The organism is Rhodococcus sp. LB1, assembly GCF_001583455.1.
Taxonomy (GTDB): domain Bacteria; phylum Actinomycetota; class Actinomycetes; order Mycobacteriales; family Mycobacteriaceae; genus Rhodococcus_F; species Rhodococcus_F opacus.
Map to the genome: position 1 here is coordinate 1 of NZ_LTCZ01000082.1, position 18,033 is coordinate 18,033.

Annotated in this window: 17 protein-coding genes and 1 pseudogene; 5 read left to right on the plus strand and 13 right to left on the minus strand. The window is 67.4% G+C overall.

Translation table 11 applies throughout. The features are described from left to right. Positions 1-158: 158 nt before the first annotated feature. A complete protein-coding gene (locus AZG88_RS14655; RefSeq protein ID WP_061046201.1) occupies positions 159-887 on the minus strand; it encodes an aspartate/glutamate racemase family protein in 729 nt (242 codons plus the stop codon). Between the two features lie 12 nt (positions 888-899). Continuing rightward, a complete protein-coding gene (locus AZG88_RS14660) occupies positions 900-2,435 on the minus strand; it encodes an NCS1 family nucleobase:cation symporter-1 (protein WP_061698098.1) in 1,536 nt (511 codons plus the stop codon). A gap of 804 nt (positions 2,436-3,239) precedes the next feature. Between AZG88_RS14660 and AZG88_RS49835 the strand changes: the two genes are divergently transcribed. Then, entirely contained in the window at positions 3,240-4,040 is an 801-nt protein-coding gene (locus tag AZG88_RS49835; protein WP_082833314.1) for an RNA-guided endonuclease InsQ/TnpB family protein, read from the plus strand. Between the two features lie 35 nt (positions 4,041-4,075). On the opposite strand, the pseudogene AZG88_RS14665 reads toward AZG88_RS49835, so the two are convergent. From AZG88_RS14665 to dctA, 10 genes and pseudogenes are all read right to left on the minus strand, one after another. Continuing rightward, positions 4,076-4,446 (minus strand): annotated as a pseudogene (locus tag AZG88_RS14665) (amidohydrolase family protein); the annotation flags it as partial. Further along, complete coding sequence (locus AZG88_RS14670; RefSeq protein WP_061698099.1) at positions 4,439-5,836, minus strand: NAD-dependent malic enzyme; 1,398 nt, start codon at positions 5,834-5,836, stop codon at positions 4,439-4,441. The pseudogene AZG88_RS14665 and the gene AZG88_RS14670, both read right to left, overlap by 8 nt. 30 nt (positions 5,837-5,866) lie before the next feature. Beyond that, complete coding sequence (gene alc / locus AZG88_RS14675) at positions 5,867-6,925, minus strand: allantoicase (RefSeq protein WP_061698100.1); 1,059 nt, start codon at positions 6,923-6,925, stop codon at positions 5,867-5,869. Next, entirely contained in the window at positions 6,922-8,073 is a 1,152-nt protein-coding gene (locus tag AZG88_RS14680) for a glycerate kinase (RefSeq protein ID WP_061698101.1), read from the minus strand. The genes alc and AZG88_RS14680 overlap by 4 nt, the downstream gene beginning before the upstream one ends. A gap of 8 nt (positions 8,074-8,081) precedes the next feature. Further along, a complete protein-coding gene (gene gcl / locus AZG88_RS14685; RefSeq protein WP_061046196.1) occupies positions 8,082-9,887 on the minus strand; it encodes a glyoxylate carboligase in 1,806 nt (601 codons plus the stop codon). Positions 9,888-9,923: 36 nt separating this feature from the next. Further along, positions 9,924-10,808, minus strand: a complete 885-nt coding sequence (locus tag AZG88_RS14690; RefSeq protein ID WP_005251013.1) for a 2-hydroxy-3-oxopropionate reductase — start codon at positions 10,806-10,808, stop codon at positions 9,924-9,926. A gap of 33 nt (positions 10,809-10,841) precedes the next feature. Beyond that, complete coding sequence (locus tag AZG88_RS14695) at positions 10,842-11,663, minus strand: hydroxypyruvate isomerase family protein (protein ID WP_061046194.1); 822 nt, start codon at positions 11,661-11,663, stop codon at positions 10,842-10,844. Between the two features lie 26 nt (positions 11,664-11,689). Continuing rightward, on the minus strand, positions 11,690-12,097 hold the full coding sequence (locus tag AZG88_RS14700) for an allophanate hydrolase-related protein (RefSeq protein ID WP_061698102.1): 408 nt from the start codon (positions 12,095-12,097) through the stop codon (positions 11,690-11,692). Between the two features lie 4 nt (positions 12,098-12,101). Beyond that, complete coding sequence (locus AZG88_RS14705) at positions 12,102-12,884, minus strand: MTAP family purine nucleoside phosphorylase (RefSeq protein ID WP_005251009.1); 783 nt, start codon at positions 12,882-12,884, stop codon at positions 12,102-12,104. Continuing rightward, a complete protein-coding gene (gene dctA, locus AZG88_RS14710; RefSeq protein ID WP_061046193.1) occupies positions 12,877-14,310 on the minus strand; it encodes a C4-dicarboxylate transporter DctA in 1,434 nt (477 codons plus the stop codon). Before dctA ends, AZG88_RS14705 begins: the two co-directional genes overlap by 8 nt. A gap of 213 nt (positions 14,311-14,523) precedes the next feature. Here dctA and AZG88_RS14715 point away from each other — a divergent pair, with 213 nt between their 5' ends. The 4 genes from AZG88_RS14715 to AZG88_RS14730 all read left to right on the plus strand — a co-directional run bounded on the left by AZG88_RS14715 (position 14,524) and on the right by AZG88_RS14730 (position 17,399). Continuing rightward, a complete protein-coding gene (locus AZG88_RS14715) occupies positions 14,524-15,294 on the plus strand; it encodes an IclR family transcriptional regulator (RefSeq protein WP_005260937.1) in 771 nt (256 codons plus the stop codon). Between the two features lie 59 nt (positions 15,295-15,353). Next, positions 15,354-15,569, plus strand: a complete 216-nt coding sequence (locus AZG88_RS14720; protein WP_005251006.1) for a hypothetical protein — start codon at positions 15,354-15,356, stop codon at positions 15,567-15,569. 13 nt (positions 15,570-15,582) lie between these two features. Further along, positions 15,583-16,059, plus strand: a complete 477-nt coding sequence (locus AZG88_RS14725; protein WP_231914005.1) for a Clp protease N-terminal domain-containing protein — start codon at positions 15,583-15,585, stop codon at positions 16,057-16,059. 101 nt (positions 16,060-16,160) lie between these two features. Continuing rightward, the gene (locus tag AZG88_RS14730) at positions 16,161-17,399 is read left to right on the plus strand and encodes a helix-turn-helix transcriptional regulator (RefSeq protein ID WP_005250998.1); all 1,239 of its coding nucleotides are present in this window, start codon (positions 16,161-16,163) and stop codon (positions 17,397-17,399) included. A 79-nt stretch (positions 17,400-17,478) separates the two neighbouring features. Here AZG88_RS14730 and fdhD read toward each other — a convergent pair. Next, a partial coding sequence (gene fdhD, locus AZG88_RS14735; protein WP_231914007.1) for a formate dehydrogenase accessory sulfurtransferase FdhD occupies positions 17,479-18,033 on the minus strand: 555 nt, incomplete at its 5' end.

Below are 18,033 nucleotides of genomic sequence, written 5' to 3' on the forward strand. Positions count from 1 at the left end.
CCCTCACGGATGACGCGAACCGAGCCGGCGCGGCCGGGGTCTACGGAGGTCGTGGTCTGTTCGAGCAAAGGGATACTCCATCGTTGCGGGCGCGGGATAGGGCGCCGTAGTGGCCGTCCGGGGTGAGGACGAAGCTGTACAACTCACTGCACAGGGGACTACTGCGGTTTCGCGAGCGGCCATCCTGTGATCTGCTTGGGACGCGGGGGCGCGTAGGTTCGCACCTTCGAAGTCGAGAGACCCAACCCTACAAGAGATTCCGCTAATTTGACAGCGGCACTGACGCCGTCGACAACCGGAACGCCGGCGCGCTCACGGATCCGGTCGTCGAGGCCGGCCATTCCACCGCAGCCGAGGCAGATCACCTCGGCCTTGTCTTCGCGCACAGCAGCTTCGGCCTCGTCGACGATCGCCTCGATCGTGCGCTCGGGGTCGGATTCCAGCGCGAGCACGGGCAGACCGCTCGCGCGTACACTCGCGCACTTGGTGTCGAGGCCCGCGAGCCGGAGCCGGTCTTCGATGAGCGGTACGGTGCGGTCGAGGGTGGTGACCACGGAGTACTTGTGTCCCAGCATCATTGCGATACTTGCGGACGCCTCGGTGATGTCGACGACGGGTACGTCGAGCAACTCCTGCAGGCCTTCCCTGCCGTGTTCGCCGTATCCGGCCTGGATCACCGCGTCGTACGGTTCCGCGTACGACCGGACCCGGTCCATCACGGCGATCGCGGCGAGGTAGCTCTCGAAGTTCCCTTCCACGGATTCCGCACCGATCTCCGGTGTGAGCCCGACGATCTCGGTACCGGGTGCCGCGGCGGCCTCGGCCTGTTTGGCGATGGCGTCCGTGATGGACGTGGTGGTGTTGACGTTGACGACGAGAATACGCATCGAAAGCTCCTGTCAGTGGTCGCCGTGGCCGCTGTCCACGGCGATGGACTCGCCGGACACGTCCGCGTACTGCCGGGTGCGGTCGCCGACGACCGCGTAGATTGCTGCCGCCAGGCCCGCTCCGATGAACCAGGAGAACGGGGCGACGAGATGGAAGGCGGGGACGATCGCGAACAGGGTACTGACGAGCGCGGCGGGAACGAGGGCATAGATGGCCCGCAGGTTGAATCCCTTGCGGTAGTAGTAGGGTCCGGTCGGGCTGTCGGAGTAGAGGGCAGGTACATCGACCTTCGTGCGGCGGATGAACCAGTAGTCGACGAAGATGATGCCGAACAGCGGGCCGAGGACGGCGCCGAGGCCGCCGAGGAAGTAGTTGATCACCACGGGGCTGTCGTAGAGATTCCAGGGCAGCAGGACCACGCCGATGCAGGCGCTGATGATGCCGGCCTTGCGGAAGCTGATCTTCTCGGGGGCGAGGTTCGACAGCACGTACGACGGTGCGACGAAGTTCGCCATGACGTTGACGGCCATCGTCACGATCACGAGGGCCAGGCAGGCCAGCGACAGGAACAGGGTGTTCGGGATCGCCGCGACGATGTCGGTGGGGCTGTCGATGATGGTTCCGTCGATCTGGAACTGGGCGCCGCACAGAATGAACGCGATGACGGCGAACGCGAGGACGTTGACGAACAGTCCCCAGAAGTTGCCGCGCACGACGGCAGTCTTCGACGGGGAGCGCCGCGAGAAGTCGCAGAAGTTGAGGATCAGGGTGCCGTAGATCGACATCCACAGGGCTGCGCCTGCGAAGACCTGCCGCCACATCTCCCCGCCCGAAGCGGGCTGATCGGACGTCCAGGCGATGGAGAAGTCGGTGCGGAACAGCATCCACAGGGCGAGCGAGCCGACCGTGACCAGGATCAGCGGACCGGCCAGACTCTCGAATCGGCGCACGGCCTCCATCCCGTAGACGAGGACGACGATCTGGATCGCCCAGATCCCGATGAAGCAGATCCACCCGAGGCTGGAGAGTCCCAGGATCGAGTTCTGGTCGAAGCGGTCGAGCGACGGCGCCACGGCGACGAGGAAGATCCGGAAGACGATCGACGCGAGGTAGGTCTGGATTCCGAACCAGACGATCGCGATGACCGCGCGGACGATGGCGGGAATCTGGGCGCCACGGATTCCGAAACTGATCCGGCTCATCACGGGGAAGGGCACGCCCGTCTTCTGTCCCATGAAGCCGGCGTAGGTCATCGCGACGCACACGATGACCGCTCCGATCATGAGCGACAGGATCATGTGGCCGCCGCCCAGCCCGAGCGCGAACAGGCCGATGGCGAACGAGTAGTTCGCGATGTTGTGGACGTCGTTGGTCCACAACGTGAAGATGCTGTAGCTACCCCAGCGGCGACCCGAGGCCTTCGTGGGTGCCAGGTCCAGGTTGTAGAGTGCGGTACTCGTCTCGGTCGCTGTCGGCGTCGGCGTCGGCGTCGGCGTCGGCGTCGCGACGGTAGTGGTGTGCCGCGAGACTGTGTCGTCTATGAGCATGTGCCTGTCCTTGCGTGGCGGCGAACGAACTTCCGTATCACGGAAAGCTTGTTCCATTGGTCCCTCCAAGTGTGAGCCAGGCAACAGTGACCGGTCAATGATTTCCGCAGGATATATCTTGGTGCCGCACCACCCGGAACACGACAAACCCGCTGCAGCACTGGATCTTTCGGATCCAGCGCCATGCAAGGGTGCGGCGGCGTCAGGCCAGTCCGCGGCTGAGCAGCCGGCCCCGGGGGGCCTCGTCGAGGTCGATCCGCTTGCCGGCCAGCCAGGTACTGTGCACGACGCCGGCGAGGGCTGCGTGCACGATTACGCCGCGCCGAACCCGGCGACCCCCTTCAGCGCCAGTTCGCGCGTCGACGTCGGATTCCTGGCCGCGCCGTACCCCCCAACGTCCCGGACTTTACGGGCCCTGCACGACGCGGGCGTGTTCGAGTCCAAATGAGCTATCAGCGGAATACTGCCCCGTCCAAGCCCGTGAAGAAGCTGATCTGTGGTGCGGGGCCGCTTCGGGGGGAGGTGGGTGTGGTTGGCGAGTCGAGTCATTTCTGATGGTAAGGCATGCGGCAATGATCGACAGCGCGCTCCACTCGCAGCGCGACGAAGTATGCGACGACCAGAAGTGGTTGCCCCACAATTATTTGCGTGTGTGAACTCCCATCGCAGTGCACGTGACGGTGTCGCCGTCGAATTCGGTGAGGGTACCCCGGACTTGTCGGACCCCTCTGTCATGATCTGGTGACACCGCGTCGGCATCGGAGCGGTGAAGGCTCCTCGGCCATCAAAGGTGTTGAGTGCGAAGTGAAACGGATTGTCGTGGTCAAACTCGTACCCAGTCCTGATCAGTTCGCGGCGCTGGAATCGACGTTGGTGTTGTGCAATGAGGTTGCCAATGAGGTTGCCGGGTGGGCGCAGTCGAGGAGACTGCGGTCTCGGCGGGCGTTGCAGGTCGCGCTGTATCCGATGGTGAAGGCGCGGGGGCTTTCCGCGCAGCCGGCGTTGCATGTTCTGCGGAAAGTTGCCGACGCGTACACCACAAGACAAGCGAACCTGACCAACGGAAACTACGGTCGACCAGGGTCGAAACGATATACCGCAGTGGCCGGTACCGCGGTCGCATTCCGGCCGCAGTTCGCCACCGACATCAACCATCAACTGTCGAAAACTATTGTTGCCAAGGCACAACGCACCGGTCGTGGGATCGCGATAGAAGACCTGTCAGGTATCCGCGACCGGGTACGGCTAGCCCGGAGGCAACGGACCCAACTCCACTCCTGGGGATACGCCCAGCTACGAGCGCAGATTGCCTACAAGGCCGAGATGGCTGGGGTGCCCGTCGCTGTCGTCGACCCCCGGAACACCTCGCGAACCTGCTCACAGTGCGGGTACTGCGACAAAGCGAACCGGGTTTCCCAAGCAACATTCCGATGCCGGCACTGCCAGTGGACCGGTCACGCCGACCACAACGCGGCCTGCAACATCGCCGCACTCGGACATCGCACCTACAGGGCCGCCCAATCAACCGCGCCCATAGCAGCCACCCCTCCCACAGCCAGTGGGAACGTGAGCAGCAAACCCGGCCCTTCAGGGCCGAGTAGTTGATGTGCTTCCTGCTGCACTCGACAAGTTGCCACCGTTAAATCGACGTACGCCTGATCGGCGGCGACCGGCGTTTCACGTCCAGTGCCAGGGCGTCGACGGTCGGCGGGATGCTGTTGAGCGGCATGTCGACGATCGTGGTCACCCCGCCGGCCGCGGCCCGGGTCGCGCTCGCGAAGCCCTCCCATTCGGTGCGGCCCGGCTCGTTGACGTGCACGTGAGTGTCGACGAGACCGGGGATCAGCACCTCGTCGTCGCCCAGTTCGACGACGACCTCCGCGTCGAGCTGGGCGCCGAACGGTTCGATGACGACGATCCGGCCGTCCCGCACGCCCACGCAGCGGGCGACCTCCCCCGCCGCGGTGATCACCCGCGGGGCACGGAACAGCAGGTCGAGCGGGTCAGACATCGCCTTCACGACCTGCGTCGGCGATGCCGCGCACTGCTGCCGCCACGGCCGGGGCCACGGCTGCATCGAACACGCTCGGCACGATGTATGTGGGATTGAGCTCCGACGGGGACACCGAATCGGAGATCGCCCGGGCCGCGGCGATGAGCATGTCGTCGGTGATCTCGACGGCGTGCGCGTCGAGCAGACCACGGAACACGCCCGGGAACGCGAGCACGTTGTTGATCTGGTTCGGGAAGTCGGACCGGCCGGTCGCGACGACGGCAGCGTGCTGTCCGGCGGCGACGGGATCGACCTCGGGGACCGGATTCGCGAGGGCGAACACGATCGAGTCGGGACCCATCGTCGCGATGTCGTCGCCGGTCAGAATGTCCGGTGCCGAGACACCGATGAACACGTCCGCGCCGACCACTGCGTCCCGCAGCGATCCGGACCGCGCTTCCGGGTTGGTGTTGTCCGCGATCCAGGACCGGAACGAGTCGGACGTGTCGTCCGGCGAGAGGATTCCGTTCCGCCCGCACGCCACGATGTTCGTCGCACCCTGCGCGACCAGCAGTCGGATGATCGCGTGTCCGGCGGCGCCGACACCCGAGACCACGATCTTCACCGTGTCGAGGCTCTTCTCGACCACCCGCAGTGCGTTGGTCAGTGCGGCGAGAACCACGATGGCGGTGCCGTGCTGATCGTCGTGGAACACCGGGATGTCCAGCATCTCGCGGAGCCGTGCCTCGATCTCGAAGCAGCGCGGGGCGGAGATGTCCTCGAGATTGATTCCGCCGTACACCGGAGCGAGGGCCCGGACGATCTCGACGATCGCGTCCGTGTCCTGGGTGTCCAGGCAGACCGGCCACGCGTCGACGTCCGCGAACTGCTTGAACAGGGCCGCCTTGCCCTCCATCACGGGAATCGACGCGGCGGCGCCGATGTTTCCCAAACCCAGCACGGCCGAGCCGTCGGTGACGACCGCGACGGTGTTGCGCTTGATCGTCAGCCGCCGCACGTCCTCGGGGTTCTCCGCGATCGCGGTGCAGACCCGGGCGACACCGGGTGTGTACGCGCGGGACAGGTCGTCGCGGTGCTTGAGCGGAACCTTCGGCACCACTTCGAGTTTCCCGCCGAGATGGAGCAGGAACGTGCGGTCACTGACCTTGCCGACCACGACGCCGGGCACGTCGGCGATCGCGGACGCGATCTGCTCGGCGTGATCGACGTCGGAGGCGTCGCACGTCACGTCGATGACCATGTGGTCGGGGTGGCTCTCCACCACGTCCAGCGCGGTCATGGCGCCCTTCACGGAGGCCACCGCCCCGGCGAGAGTCGAGGTGGTGCCTGCGCCGACCGGGGCCGTGACGCGAACGGTGATGGAGTAACCGGGACTGGGATTGGGCATGCGTGTTTCCTCGGGTTCGTCAGGTAGGGGCTAGCGCGGCGCCTGGTCGGCGACGAGCGCTTGATGGCTCTGGGGAAGGGCTTCCCACCAGGTGCGTCGCGTCTCCGACAGCGCTGTCGTGTCGAGGTCGCCGAACAGCCGCAGCCGGGACAGGCCGCCGTCGGGGTAGACGTCGAGTCGCAGGTGGGTCGCCGCGGCGGTGCCGTCCAGAACGAAGCGGTGCCGCGTGTCGGGTTGTACGGCCGTGCGCGGCAGCAGTTCGGTCCACGCGCCCTCGTCTGCGATGTCGGCGGTGCGCGCGTCGGCGGTGCTCAGCCGCACCCAGCCGGGCGCATTCCCCACGTAGTAGCTGGTGTCGATCTCGACGTGCCGGGGAAGGCCGGCCGCCGCCAGCGAGAACACCGCGAAGTCGTTTCCGCCGCCACGACGCCGGGAGTTCTCCCAGCCCTCCCCCATGTTGCGGGCCCGCCCGGGAAGGATGATGTTCGCGGGCGACGCGTAGAACGCGTCGGAACAGCCGACGAGGCGTCCGCCGTTCTCCGCGGCCAGCAGGTCCACCGTCCCGCCCAGGAACCGCGGGTCGGGCACGACCTCACCGTGCACACGCAACCGCGCGACGCCGCCGTCGGGGTAGATCGACAGCCGCACGTGTGTCCACCGGTGCCGGTCGGCGACGGCGTAGGCGTTCGCGGCATGCCCCTCGGCCGGGGACTTCTCGACGATGGTCTGCCAATCCGCCTTCATGACCTCCTCGATGGACGGGTAGCCCTCGATCGACGCCGCCTCGATGGAGATGAAGGGCGGGTAGTTGCCCTTGAAGTGCGCGGTGTCCACGACGATCCCGTGGATGATGCCCGCGGCCCCGAGCCGGACGATCGCGTAGTCGTGGCCGTCGTCGCGGCGGCGGCGGGTCTCCCACCCGTCGTACACCTTGCCCTTGTGCCCGAAATCGGACGGGTCGAAGAACGGGGCCTCCGCCTTGATGAGGTTCTCCCGCTGGGCGAACAGTTCGTCGTTGGCCGCGGATACGCTTCCGCCGAGGGCGCGTGAGGCGAGGTCGGGTAGTGCGGTGAAGTCGGATGACGTCATGATTCTCCTCGTGTGCTGAGTGGTGCGAGTTCGGCAGTCGATGCCGCGATCGTGCAGCCGATCCGGCGCAGTAGTTCCGCCGCATCCCTGATCGATCGATGAAGGTCCGGTTCCAGGTCCGCGAGTGCGTATGCCGCGGAGATGCCGGCGCTGTGCAATTGGATGTCGCTGAGCAGGTTTCGGCCACATACGGCGAGGACGGGGATTCCGGCCCTGCGCGCCTCGGTCGCGACGCCGATCGGCGCCTTGCCGTGGAGGCTCTGCTCGTCGAGTGACCCCTCACCGGTGATGACGAGGTCCGCCCCCGCGAGCCTCCCGGGAAAGTCGACGAGCCCGAGGACCGTGTCGATGCCGGGCCGGGTGTCGGCCCCCAGCACCGAGATCGCGCCGAACGCCGCGCCTCCCGCAGCGCCCGCCCCCGCGACCCGGCTGTCGTCGCGGCCGGTCGCGGCGCGCACGACCTGCGCCCACCGGGTCATGGCGTCCTCGAGCACGACCAGTTCTTCTGCGGCCGCGCCTTTCTGGCTTGCGTACACGGCGGTGGCGCCACTCGGGCCGAGGAGCGGGTTGTCGACGTCGCAGGCGAGCCGGAAGTGCGCCGCACGCGCCGCTGGGTGGAGACCGGTCAGGTCGACCCGGGCGGCCCGGCGCAGCGCCGCTCCCCCTTGCGCGACCTCGTTGCCGCCGGCGTCGAGGACACGCACGCCGAGAGCCTGTAACAAGCCGGCACCGCCGTCGGTTGACGCGCTGCCCCCGAGACCGACGGTGATCTCGCGAGCTCCCCCCTCCAGCGCGTGCCTGACGACGGTGCCGAGTCCGAATGTACTGGCACCCAAGGGGTCCGACACACCGTCCGGGAGCAGTACCAAGCCCACGGCCGAAGCCAGTTCGACCACCGCGGTCGAGCCGCGCACCGCGTAGGACGAGGTGACGGGCCGACCTGTCGGCCCCGTGGTGGTCACCGCGACCGGAGACCACCCTGCGGCGACGGCCGCGGCGACGGTGCCGTCGCCGCCGTCCGCGACCGGAACACGATCGATCACCCAAGACGGATCACCGGCCAGGAGTCCGTCGGCGAGGGCGTCCGCCACTTCCGCCGCGGTGAGGGATCCCTTGAACTTGTCGGGTGCGACCAGTACACGTGTCACGGTGCCCCCTAGTCCAGCAGCATGAGGGCTGTGGGAGCGTGCTCCCAGCTCTCCGCCAGATCCTCGAACTCGGCGACGTTGTCGAGTTCGGTGCCCATGGCGATGTTGGTGACCCGCTCGAGGAAGACCTCGACCACCACCGGCACCTTGTGCTCACCGGCGAGCTCACGGGCCTTCTCCAGTGCGCCGGCGATCTCGCCGGGCTCGGTGACCCGCAGCGCCTTGCAGCCCAGCCCCTCGGCGACCTTGACGTGATCGACGCCGTACCCCTTCGGGACCGCAGGCATCGTCTCGTGCTCGGTGGACTCCTGGGTGTTGATGTTGTCGAAGCCCAGCTGCACGCAGAAGTCCATGTCGAACGCGCGCTGCGCCTGACGGATCAGTCCCAGGTAGGAGTTGTTCACCACGACGTGGATGTACGGCAGGTTGAACTGGGCGCCCACCGCCAGTTCCTCGATCATGAACTGGAAGTCGTAGTCACCGGACAGCGCCACGACGGGCGTCTCCGGCTCCGCGGCAACCACTCCGAGGGCGGCGGGGATGGTCCAGCCCAGCGGCCCGGCCTGCCCGCAGTTGATCCAGTTGCGCGCCTTGTAGACGTGCAGGAACTGGCCGCCGGCGATCTGCGAGAGCCCGATCGTGCTGACGTACCGGGTGTTGCGCCCGAAAACGCGGTTCATCTCCTCGTACACCCGCTGCGGTTTGACCGGGACGTCGTCGAAGTGGGTCTTGCGCTGCATGGTCCGCTTCCGGGTGGCACAGTCCTCGACCCAGGTGCTGCGGTCCGCGAGGGTTCCGGCGGCCTTACGCTCCTTCGCGACGGCGACGAACAGCTCGAGCGCCGCCTTGGCGTCGGAGACGATCCCGTAGTCCGGTGCGAACACGCGCCCGATCTGCGTGGGTTCGATGTCGACGTGAACGAACTTGCGCCCCTTGCGGTAGGTGTCGAGGCCGCCCGTGTGCCGGTTGGCCCAGCGGTTGCCGATGCCCAGGACGAAGTCCGACGCCAGCATGGTCGCGTTGCCGTACCGGTGGGCGGTCTGCAGACCGACCATGCCCGCGGCGAGGCGGTGGTCGTCCGGGATGGTTCCCCAGCCCATCAGCGTCGGCACCACCGGAACGTCCAGCAGTTCCGCCAGTTCCACCAGCAGATCCGCGGCGTCGGCGTTGATGATGCCGCCGCCGGCGACGATCAGCGGGCGGTCGGCGGCCCCCAGCATGTCGAGGGCCTTCTCCGCCTGCGCCCGGGTCGCGGCCGGCTTGTACACGGGCAGCGGCTGGTAGGTGTCCGGGTCGAACTCGATCTCCGCCAGTTGCACGTCGATCGGCAGGTCGATGAGCACCGGTCCGGGCCTGCCGGACCGCATCAGGTGAAATGCCTGCGCGAACGCACCGGGAACCTGGGCCGGCTCGAGCACCGTCATCGCCATCTTCGTGACCGGACCCGCGATCGCGGCGATGTCGACGGCCTGGAAGTCTTCCTTGTGCAGGCGCGCGACCGGGGCCTGCCCGGTGATCGCGAGGATCGGAATCGAGTCCGCCATGGCCGAGTACAGACCGGTGATCATGTCGGTCCCGGCCGGCCCGGACGTCCCGATGCAGACACCGATGTTTCCGGCCTTGGCGCGGGTGAATCCCTCGGCCATGTGGGATGCGCCCTCGACGTGGCGGGCGAGGACGTGCTTGATCCCACCGTGGTCACGCATTGCCGCGTAGAACGGGTTGATCGCCGCACCGGGGAGGCCGAAGGCCTGGGTGGCACCTTCGAGTTCCAGAATCTTGACCGCTGCATCAGCGGCGCGCATACGAGGCATATCAGTTCTCCATCGAGGATTACGAGTTGAGGCGGGTCACTGGGAGGGGCGGCCGGACAGCCGCTCCACTCCGCGCAGCAGGCCCGAATGATCCAGGCCACCATCACCGTTCGCACGGGCGGAGGCCATCAGCTGGGCGACGACGGCGCCGAGGGGTGTCACGACGCCGGCCTCACGGGCAGCGCTGGTCACGATGCCGAGGTCCTTGTGGTGCAGGTCGATACGGAATCCGGGTTCGAACGACCGGTCCAGCATCTTCTGCGCCTTCTGGTTCAGGACGGCCGATCCGGCGAGCCCGCCGCCGAGTACCTCCACCGCGGCCGCGGTGTCGACACCGTAGGCCTCGAGGAAGATGATCGCCTCGGCGAGCAGCTGGATGTTGCCGGCGACGATCAGCTGGTTCGCTGCCTTCACCGTCTGCCCGGATCCGTTCGGGCCCACATGGACCACCGTCTTCCCGACGACGTCGAGGATCGGCCTGGCCGACTCGAAGTCTTCCGGGGCGCCGCCGACCATGATCGACAGTGCGGCGTTGACCGCACCGGCCTCGCCACCCGATACCGGGGCGTCGATCAGCCGGAATCCACGCTCGGCCGCCTGCGCGGCGAGTGCGGTGGTGACGTCGGGCCGGATGCTGGAGAAGTCGATGATCAGAGCGCCTGCCGGCGCGTGCTCGAAGACTCCGTCCTCGCCGGCGAGCACGGCCTGCACGTCGGGCGAGTCGGGGACCATCACGGCCACGACGTCGGCGCCGCCGACTGCCTTGGCGATCGAGTCCGCTGCGGTGCCGCCGGCTTCGACGAGTGCCGCGGTGCGCTCGGGCGAGCGGTTGTATCCGACTACCTGGTGGCCGGCCTTGGCGAGATGAACGGCCATGGGGCTACCCATGATTCCGAGTCCGATGAATGCGATAGTGCTCACGAGTCTCCTCGATTCCGTCGAAAGTGGTGTGTGTCAGTGGGCGGCGCGGGACGCGCGCTGTTCGCGGGGCAACCAGTCGAAGGTGTCCGGCCGGGTGGACTTGTATTCGAGCCCGACGTATCCGCGGTAGCCGTGTCCGGCGAGCCTCTTCAGGTAGCCGTCGATGTCGAGCGTTCCGGTGCCGGGTTCTCCGCGACCCGGAGCATCCGCGATCTGGACGTGCCCGATGCGATCGGCGTACGCGTCGATCGCGGCGCCGACGTCGTCGCCGTTGACCTCGAGGTGGTAGAGGTCCGCGAGGAGCCGGAGCGAGTCGACACCGTGCTCGGCCTTCACCCGGTCGATCACGGCGATCGCCTCGGCCGCGCTCTTCAGCGGGTACGCCGGCGTGCCGCTGACCGGTTCGACGAGCACGACCGCACCGATGCGGTCCGCCGCCTTGCCCGCCTGGGCGAGGTTCTCGGCGGCCGTGTCGTCCTGAATCTTCGGATCCGCGCCGTCGATACGATTACCATACAGGGCGTTGAAAGCTTTGGTGCCCAGTCGTTCTCCGATTCCGACGGTGATGTCGATGTTGTCGCGGAACGCCGAGACCTGCGCCGGGTCGGACAGCAGTCCGCGGTCACCCGCCGGCATGTTGCCCGCCGCGAAGTTCAACCCGGTGAGCTGCACTCCGGCGTTCTCGATCGCGGCCACGAACGCGTCGACGTCGCTGTCCCGCGGTACGGCGGTGTCGAAGGGCCACCAGAATTCGACGGCGTCGAATCCGGCGTCGCGGGCAGCCTGCGGGCGCTGCAGGAGTGGCACGTCGGTGAGCAGGATCGAGCAGTTCAGGGTGTAGGCCAAGGTATCCATCGGTTGTTCTTCCACTTTCGGGGTGTTCAGGAGACTGTGGTGTTGTCGGGCTCGGGCAGGCCGCGATAGCGTCGCCAGCCGCCGTGGTCGGTGATCTCGCTGAGCTCGTCGGCTCTGCTCCCGAGGAGGCCCGGTCGCAGACCTACCGCCAGAACCGAACGGCCGTCGGACAGTTCGATCACGGTGAGCTCGAGTTCCTCGGGCTCCTCGGGGAGGAAGTCGGCGCGAATGTCGCCGATCGGGACGTCGTAGAGTTCGCCCTCGATCGCGGCTCCACCGGTCTCCGCCAGCAGCAGTGCGGGGAATTCGTCACGTACGGAGAAGAATCGGTACTTCGGTGCGGTCCGGACCGTGCCGAGGAACGTGTGCGCGGACACGTTGTGATGCAGGTTTCCGCCACGCATCGCTCCACCGTTGCAGAACAATTCGGCCATCTTGTCAGCTCCTTCTTCCGTGGGCAGGTGTCGCCGGTTCGGGCTTGCCTGCCAGTTCGATCGCTACCTGAAGCAGCGCTTCGCGTAGTCGTTTGGTGTTGGCGTCGAGTCCTTCGCGCACCAGGTCCTGGGTGACCGGCCACGGGGTGTCGCTGATGACGTCGTGATCGGTGACCAGGGCGATGCAGGTGTAGGACATGCCCAGTTCACGGGCCAGCGCCGCCTCCGGGTACGGGGTCATGCTGATCAGGTCCCATCCCTGGGCCGCGTACCAGCGTGATTCGGCGCGGGTCGAGAATCGGGGACCGCGGATCGCCACCATCACGCCGCCGTCGTTGACCACCCATCCGCTCCTGCGGAGCGTCGAGACCACCGCCTGGCGTCCGCGGACGCAGAACGGATCCGCGAAGGACACGTGGACGTCGTCGTCGTGGAAGGTGTCGTCGGTGCGACCGGTGCGGTCGACGAGCTGGTCGGGCACGACGACCGAGCCGACGCCGATCGCCGGTCGCAGCGAGCCGGACGGGGTGGGCGCGAGGATCGTGCGCACGCCCAGGCTGTGCAGGGCCCAGATGTTCGCGCGGGCATTGATGCGGTGGGGCGGGATGTCGCGGTGCCGTCCGGTGCGGGTCAGGTAGGCGAGCCGGCGGCCCCCTGAGGACCCGAGGACGATGCTGTCCGACGTCGGCCCGTACGGGGTGTCGACCTGAACCTGCTCGGCGTCGTCGAGGAGTCCGTAGTAACCCCAGGTGCCGAGCACTGCGACGGTGGGCTGGGTGTCAGGCATGGTGGTTCACCGTTCCTTCCGAGGCCCCGTTCGTGGTCAGCGCTTCGCGCCTCTCGATCGCCGGCCGTGCCGGAGCGTCCTGGAGGTGTTCGTGCCCCGGGTGCGGGTGGATGGTGACGTCGTCCGGGTCGTCGGGTGTGACCTTCCCGTCGAGAACCGCTCGCATCTTGTCCTTGTCGAGCATGCCCTCCCAGTTCGCGACCACGAACGTGGCGAGGCAGTTGCCGAGCAGGTTCGTGAATACGCGCATGGAGTCCATGAGCCGGTCGGCGCCGAGCAGCAACGCGACGGCGGCCACGGGGAACGCGCCGATCGCGGCAGCGGTCGCGGACAGGGCGACGAAGGCCGACCCCGGCACACCCGCCATCCCCTTGGAGCTGAGAATGAGGATGCCCATGATCGCGAGCTGCTCGCCGAAGCCGAGGTCCACCCCGACCGCCTGCGCCAGGAACATCATCGCCAGCGACAGGTAGATCGCGGCTCCGTCGAGGTTGAACGAGTAGCCGGTAGGGATCACCAGACCGACGACGGCGCGGTCGCATCCCGCGTTGTCCAACTTCTTGATGATGCGGGGCATGACCGCCTCGGACGATCCGGTGCCCAGGGCGAGCATGAATTCTTCGCGGCAGTACTTGATGAACTTCCACGCGTTCACTCCGGTGATCAGCTTGACCACGATCGACAGGACGGCGATGAAGACCAGTGCGGCGCCGTAGCACGCCAGGATGAGGACTCCGAAGGATTTGAGGGAGCCGGCACCGTAATTGCCGACGGTGAATGCCATCGCACCGAACGCACCGATAGGCGCCAAGTACATGATGTAGCCGACGATGCGGAAGATGACGTGCAGCGTCTGGTCGATCACATCCATCAGGATCGGCGGAGCCGATTCACTGAAGGACGCCAGCGCGACGCCGAACAGGATCGCGAACAGCAGCACCTGCAGCAGGTTGTTCTGTGCGAACGCATCGAACACGCTGGTCGGGATGATGTGCATGACGAACTCGACGCCACCCGGCAGGTGGCCGCCCTGCGTCTTCTCGTCCAGGGCGCTGGTGTCCAGCGTGGCCGGGTCGATGTTGAGCCCGCTACCCGGCTTGACGAGGTTTCCGACGAGCAGGCCGAGCCCGAGCGCGAAGGTCGTCGCGGCCGTGAACCAGAGCAGCGCCTTGCCGCCGATCTTTCCGAGCGCTTTCATGCTGCCGACCTTGGCGATGCCGGTGACGATCACCAGGAAGATCAGCGGGGACACGACCATTTTGATCAGCTTGATGAAGCCCTCACCCAGCGGCGCCAGGTGATGGGAGAACTCCGGAAACAGGATTCCGGTGGCGATGCCCAGGGCAATTCCGATCAGGACCTGGACGAAAAGTGATCTGTACCAACGCTGCTTTGTGGGTTTCGCAGCGATTTCGACTTCAGACACGGGGCCCTCCCTCGGGGCTTGGCGTTTTCCATATTATGGAAGTTGTATTTCGTATCTCGATATAGTGAACGCCGTCACACCGGGGTTTGTCAACCGATGTAGCGAAGGAATCGTCGCGATCCGCCACTCCCGCGCTATCGTCATACGGAGCGCCCTTTCCGTCTGACGGAAAGAATGTGGGGGCTCTCGTGCAGTCAGAGGATGGAGACAGACATGACGAACGGTCAGAGTCCGGCCGGCGGCGTGCAGTCGGTCGAGCGCGCATTCGACATACTCGAGATCATGGCGAGCGCCGGCGGGTCCATCGGGGTCAGCGAACTCGCCGACCTGGCCGGACTCCCCCTCCCGACCATCCACCGGCTCATCCGCACACTGATGAACCGCGGATACGTGCGGCAACTACCGACCCGGCGGTACGCGCTCGGGCCCAAGCTCATTCGCCTCGGCGAGAGCGCCACCCAGCTGATCGGCGCCTGGTCACGGCCGCACCTGTCCGAACTGGTGCGAGGCACCGGCGAGACCGCAAACATGGCCGTCCTCGACGGAACCATGGCCGTCTACGTCGCGCAGGTGCCGTCCGAGCACGCGATGCGCATGTTCACCGAGGTCGGCCGACGCGTCTACCCGCACTGCACCGGCGTCGGCAAGGCCATCCTCATGCAACTCTCGAATGACGCCGTGCGCTCACTGGTCGGCCGGACCGGCATGACGACGTACACCGAGAACTCCCTGACCGACCCCGACATGCTGATCGCCGATCTCGAATTGAGCAGAAACCGCGGGTTCGCGATCGACGAGGGCGAGCAGGAGATCGGCGTCCGCTGCTTCTCGGTGCCGGTGCCGAACGCTCCGACCCCCACAGCCATCTCCGTCTCCGGGCCCGCGGCCCGGGTCACCCTCGAGTCGGCAGACCACATCGTGCCGCTGCTCAAGCGCGTGGCGAAGGAACTCGGCACCGAGTTCGACAAGAACGCCGCACTCTGAAGCCGGTCGACCCATCAACAAAGGTTGACGGATCCGTCTCATCAACTTAAGTTGATCCCGTGGGTGACGATCCGAACCCGGCGACCGCTTTCGCTGCCGTCGTCGCGCTGCGGCGTCAGGCCGATCAGCTCGAGCGTGACGCCGTCGCACACGCACTGTCCGCGGGTTGGACCTGGGCGGACATCGGTCAGGCTCTCGGCGTCTCGGGTCAGGCGGCGCACAAACGCCTCGGTCCCGGACGATCCTCCGACACGAAGACGAGGGGCACACGATGAAGTTCACCCGGGCATGGCGCGACATGCCCGGGTGATGAAGACGCTGTTCTCCGAAACGGAGGCCGAGGCCGACCGGCTGGGCGACCGGGATCCGGGTCTCGAGCATCTGCTGCTCGCCTCGTTCGCGCTGCGGGACGGTACGGCCCGCCGGGTGTTCGAGCGTCTCGGATCGAACCGGGACGCACTGCGCGAGGCGGTCATTCGTGTGCACGGGGACGCCCTCGCGGCGGCAGGCATGACGGACGCGGGCGTCGCCCCCAGCGCACTGAGCCGCCCCCGCACCGGGCCGCTGCGGCTGACCGAACCGGCCCAGGCCGTGTTCCGCACTGCGGTGGCTCTCGCGAAGTCGGAACGGAGACCGATCGTCGGTGCCGACATCGTCGCAGCCGTCGCCACCATCACGCACGGCACCGCGGCGCGGGCACTGGAGTCACTGGGGCTCGTCCGGTCCGACGTCGTCGACGCCGCCCGGGCCGAGCCGGCATCGTGAGCGGACGGCCCAGGCCCGGTGTTCGCCGCCTGCGCGGATAGGCTCGACACGTGGTTCTTCCCAGCTCGACTTCTGTGTCCCCTGCAGATGTTCTCGGTTCCATGCGGGACGTCATCGACGGTCCGCTGCCCGACATCGCCGTCCGCTTCTCCAAGTTCCTCGCCGACATCTGGCCGCACACCGCGCTGGTGATCTTCACCCGGGAATGCACGGGACGTCCCCGCAAGGTCAGCGGCGATCCGTCGGTGGTCGAACGCGTCACCATCGCCGAACTGGACGCGCTGCGCACCCGCATGACGGAAGGCACCCCGTTCGACGACCAGACCGTGATTGCCGGCGCGAAGCGGAAGGTGTGGGCGCTGCTGGACGCGACGGGCACCCTTCTCCTCGTTCTCCCCAAGCCGCGGCAGCGCATTCGTGAGGTCCCGCTGGTGGCCGGGGCGTTCGGCGTCGTCGCCGTGTCGATCCGGCATCAGGTGGCGCAGGCGAGCCCCGCGTACCTGGCGGAGTCACGGGCAGCGTCGAGCGAACGGGCCAGGACCATCGTGGAGCTGACGGACCTGCACGCGGCGACGCTCGAATCGATCCTGTCGACGCTCCGGTCCAAGGACCTCGACGACCGCCGGTCGCGGATCACGGCGAGCGAGACGGCGTCCTCGGCGCTGGTGACGCTGCGCTCCGCAGGCGAGTCCGACCGCAACCTCGCGGAGGAAGCCGTCACCACCGCGTTCGCCCGGCTGCAGGGCGAACTGCGGCCGCTGCTCCAGCACCGTCCCGTGCGCGTCGACTACGTCGATCCGCCGGTGGACGGCCGGGCGCTGCCCGGCGAGGTCGCCAGCGCCGCGCGGGCCGTCGTCCGGAGCGCCGTCCTGGCGTTCGCGGCGCAGGCCGCCCTCGAGCGAATCCGCATCGCCTGGGACTGCGACGGCGCGAACCTCCTCGTCGAGGTCCGCGACGACGGCGACGGTGGTCTCGACACCGACGCGCTGGTGCGGCAACTCTCCGGCCGGGTGCACACACTCGGTGGCCGGATCGACGTCGAGTCGGTCGACGGGTGGGGCTCCCGGGTGGCCGTCGCGATCCCACTCGACATACCGATGGCGCGACCGGACGAACAGCAACTCGGCGACCTCAACCCCCGCGAACTCGAGGTCCTGGGTCACCTCGCGACGGGCAAGCGGAACAAGGCGATCGCCGACAGCCTCGGTATCAGCGAGAGCACGGTCAAATTCCATGTCGCGGGTGTGCTGAAGAAGCTCGGTGTGGCGTCCCGAGGTGAGGCGGGCGCGATCGCCCTCGAGGCCGGCATCCGTGCCGACACCACCAGCAGGCACGCATGAGCGTCGAGGCGCCACCGATCCGGCACCGACCCCCGCACGTGAGTGGCAAAGTGTGCGGGCGCACGCTTTGCCACTCACGTCAGGTGATGCGGTCGGGGTGGGTGTAGATGTTCATGGTGGTGCCGCGGAGGAACCCGATGAGGGTGAGGCCGGTGTCGTGGGCGAGGTCTATCGCCAGCGAGGAGGGCGCGGACACGGCGGCGAGGATCGGGATGCCGGCCATCACCGCCTTCTGCGCCAGCTCGAACGACGCCCGGCCGGACACCAGCAGGATGCTCCCCCGCAGCGGGACCCGGTTCTGTTCGGTGGCCCAGCCGATCAGCTTGTCGACGGCATTGTGCCGCCCCACGTCCTCTTTGATCGCGAGCAGTTCCCCGGTCCGGGTGAACAATCCGGCCGCGTGCAAGCCCCCGGTGGTCTCGAACACCTTTTGCGCGGCCCGCAACCGGTCGGGCAGCTCCGAGATCGTCGCGGCCGGCACCCGCACCGTGTCGGTGGCCGGTGAGTGCTTCGTCCGCTGCCGGATCGCGTCCAGGGACGCCTTCCCGCACACCCCGCACGAGGAGGTGGTGTAGAAGTTGCGTTCGATTCCGGTGTCGGGCAGGAACACCCCGGGCGCGAGATCGACGTCGAG

Bases quoted from the DNA above. Each gene is read 5' to 3' on its own strand.
- gcl (WP_061046196.1), bottom strand. From the start codon at position 9,887: ATGCCTCGTATGCGCGCCGCTGATGCAGCGGTCAAGATTCTGGAACTC.
- AZG88_RS14715 (WP_005260937.1), top strand. From the start codon at position 14,524: ATGACGAACGGTCAGAGTCCGGCCGGCGGCGTGCAGTCGGTCGAGCGC.
- AZG88_RS14660 (WP_061698098.1), bottom strand. From the start codon at position 2,435: ATGCTCATAGACGACACAGTCTCGCGGCACACCACTACCGTCGCGACG.
- AZG88_RS14695 (WP_061046194.1), bottom strand. From the start codon at position 11,663: ATGGATACCTTGGCCTACACCCTGAACTGCTCGATCCTGCTCACCGAC.
- AZG88_RS14655 (WP_061046201.1), bottom strand. From the start codon at position 887: ATGCGTATTCTCGTCGTCAACGTCAACACCACCACGTCCATCACGGAC.
- AZG88_RS14725 (WP_231914005.1), top strand. From the start codon at position 15,583: ATGGCGCGACATGCCCGGGTGATGAAGACGCTGTTCTCCGAAACGGAG.
- AZG88_RS14705 (WP_005251009.1), bottom strand. From the start codon at position 12,884: ATGCCTGACACCCAGCCCACCGTCGCAGTGCTCGGCACCTGGGGTTAC.
- AZG88_RS14670 (WP_061698099.1), bottom strand. From the start codon at position 5,836: ATGCCCAATCCCAGTCCCGGTTACTCCATCACCGTTCGCGTCACGGCC.
- AZG88_RS14700 (WP_061698102.1), bottom strand. From the start codon at position 12,097: ATGGCCGAATTGTTCTGCAACGGTGGAGCGATGCGTGGCGGAAACCTG.
- alc (WP_061698100.1), bottom strand. From the start codon at position 6,925: ATGACGTCATCCGACTTCACCGCACTACCCGACCTCGCCTCACGCGCC.
- AZG88_RS14730 (WP_005250998.1), top strand. From the start codon at position 16,161: ATGCGGGACGTCATCGACGGTCCGCTGCCCGACATCGCCGTCCGCTTC.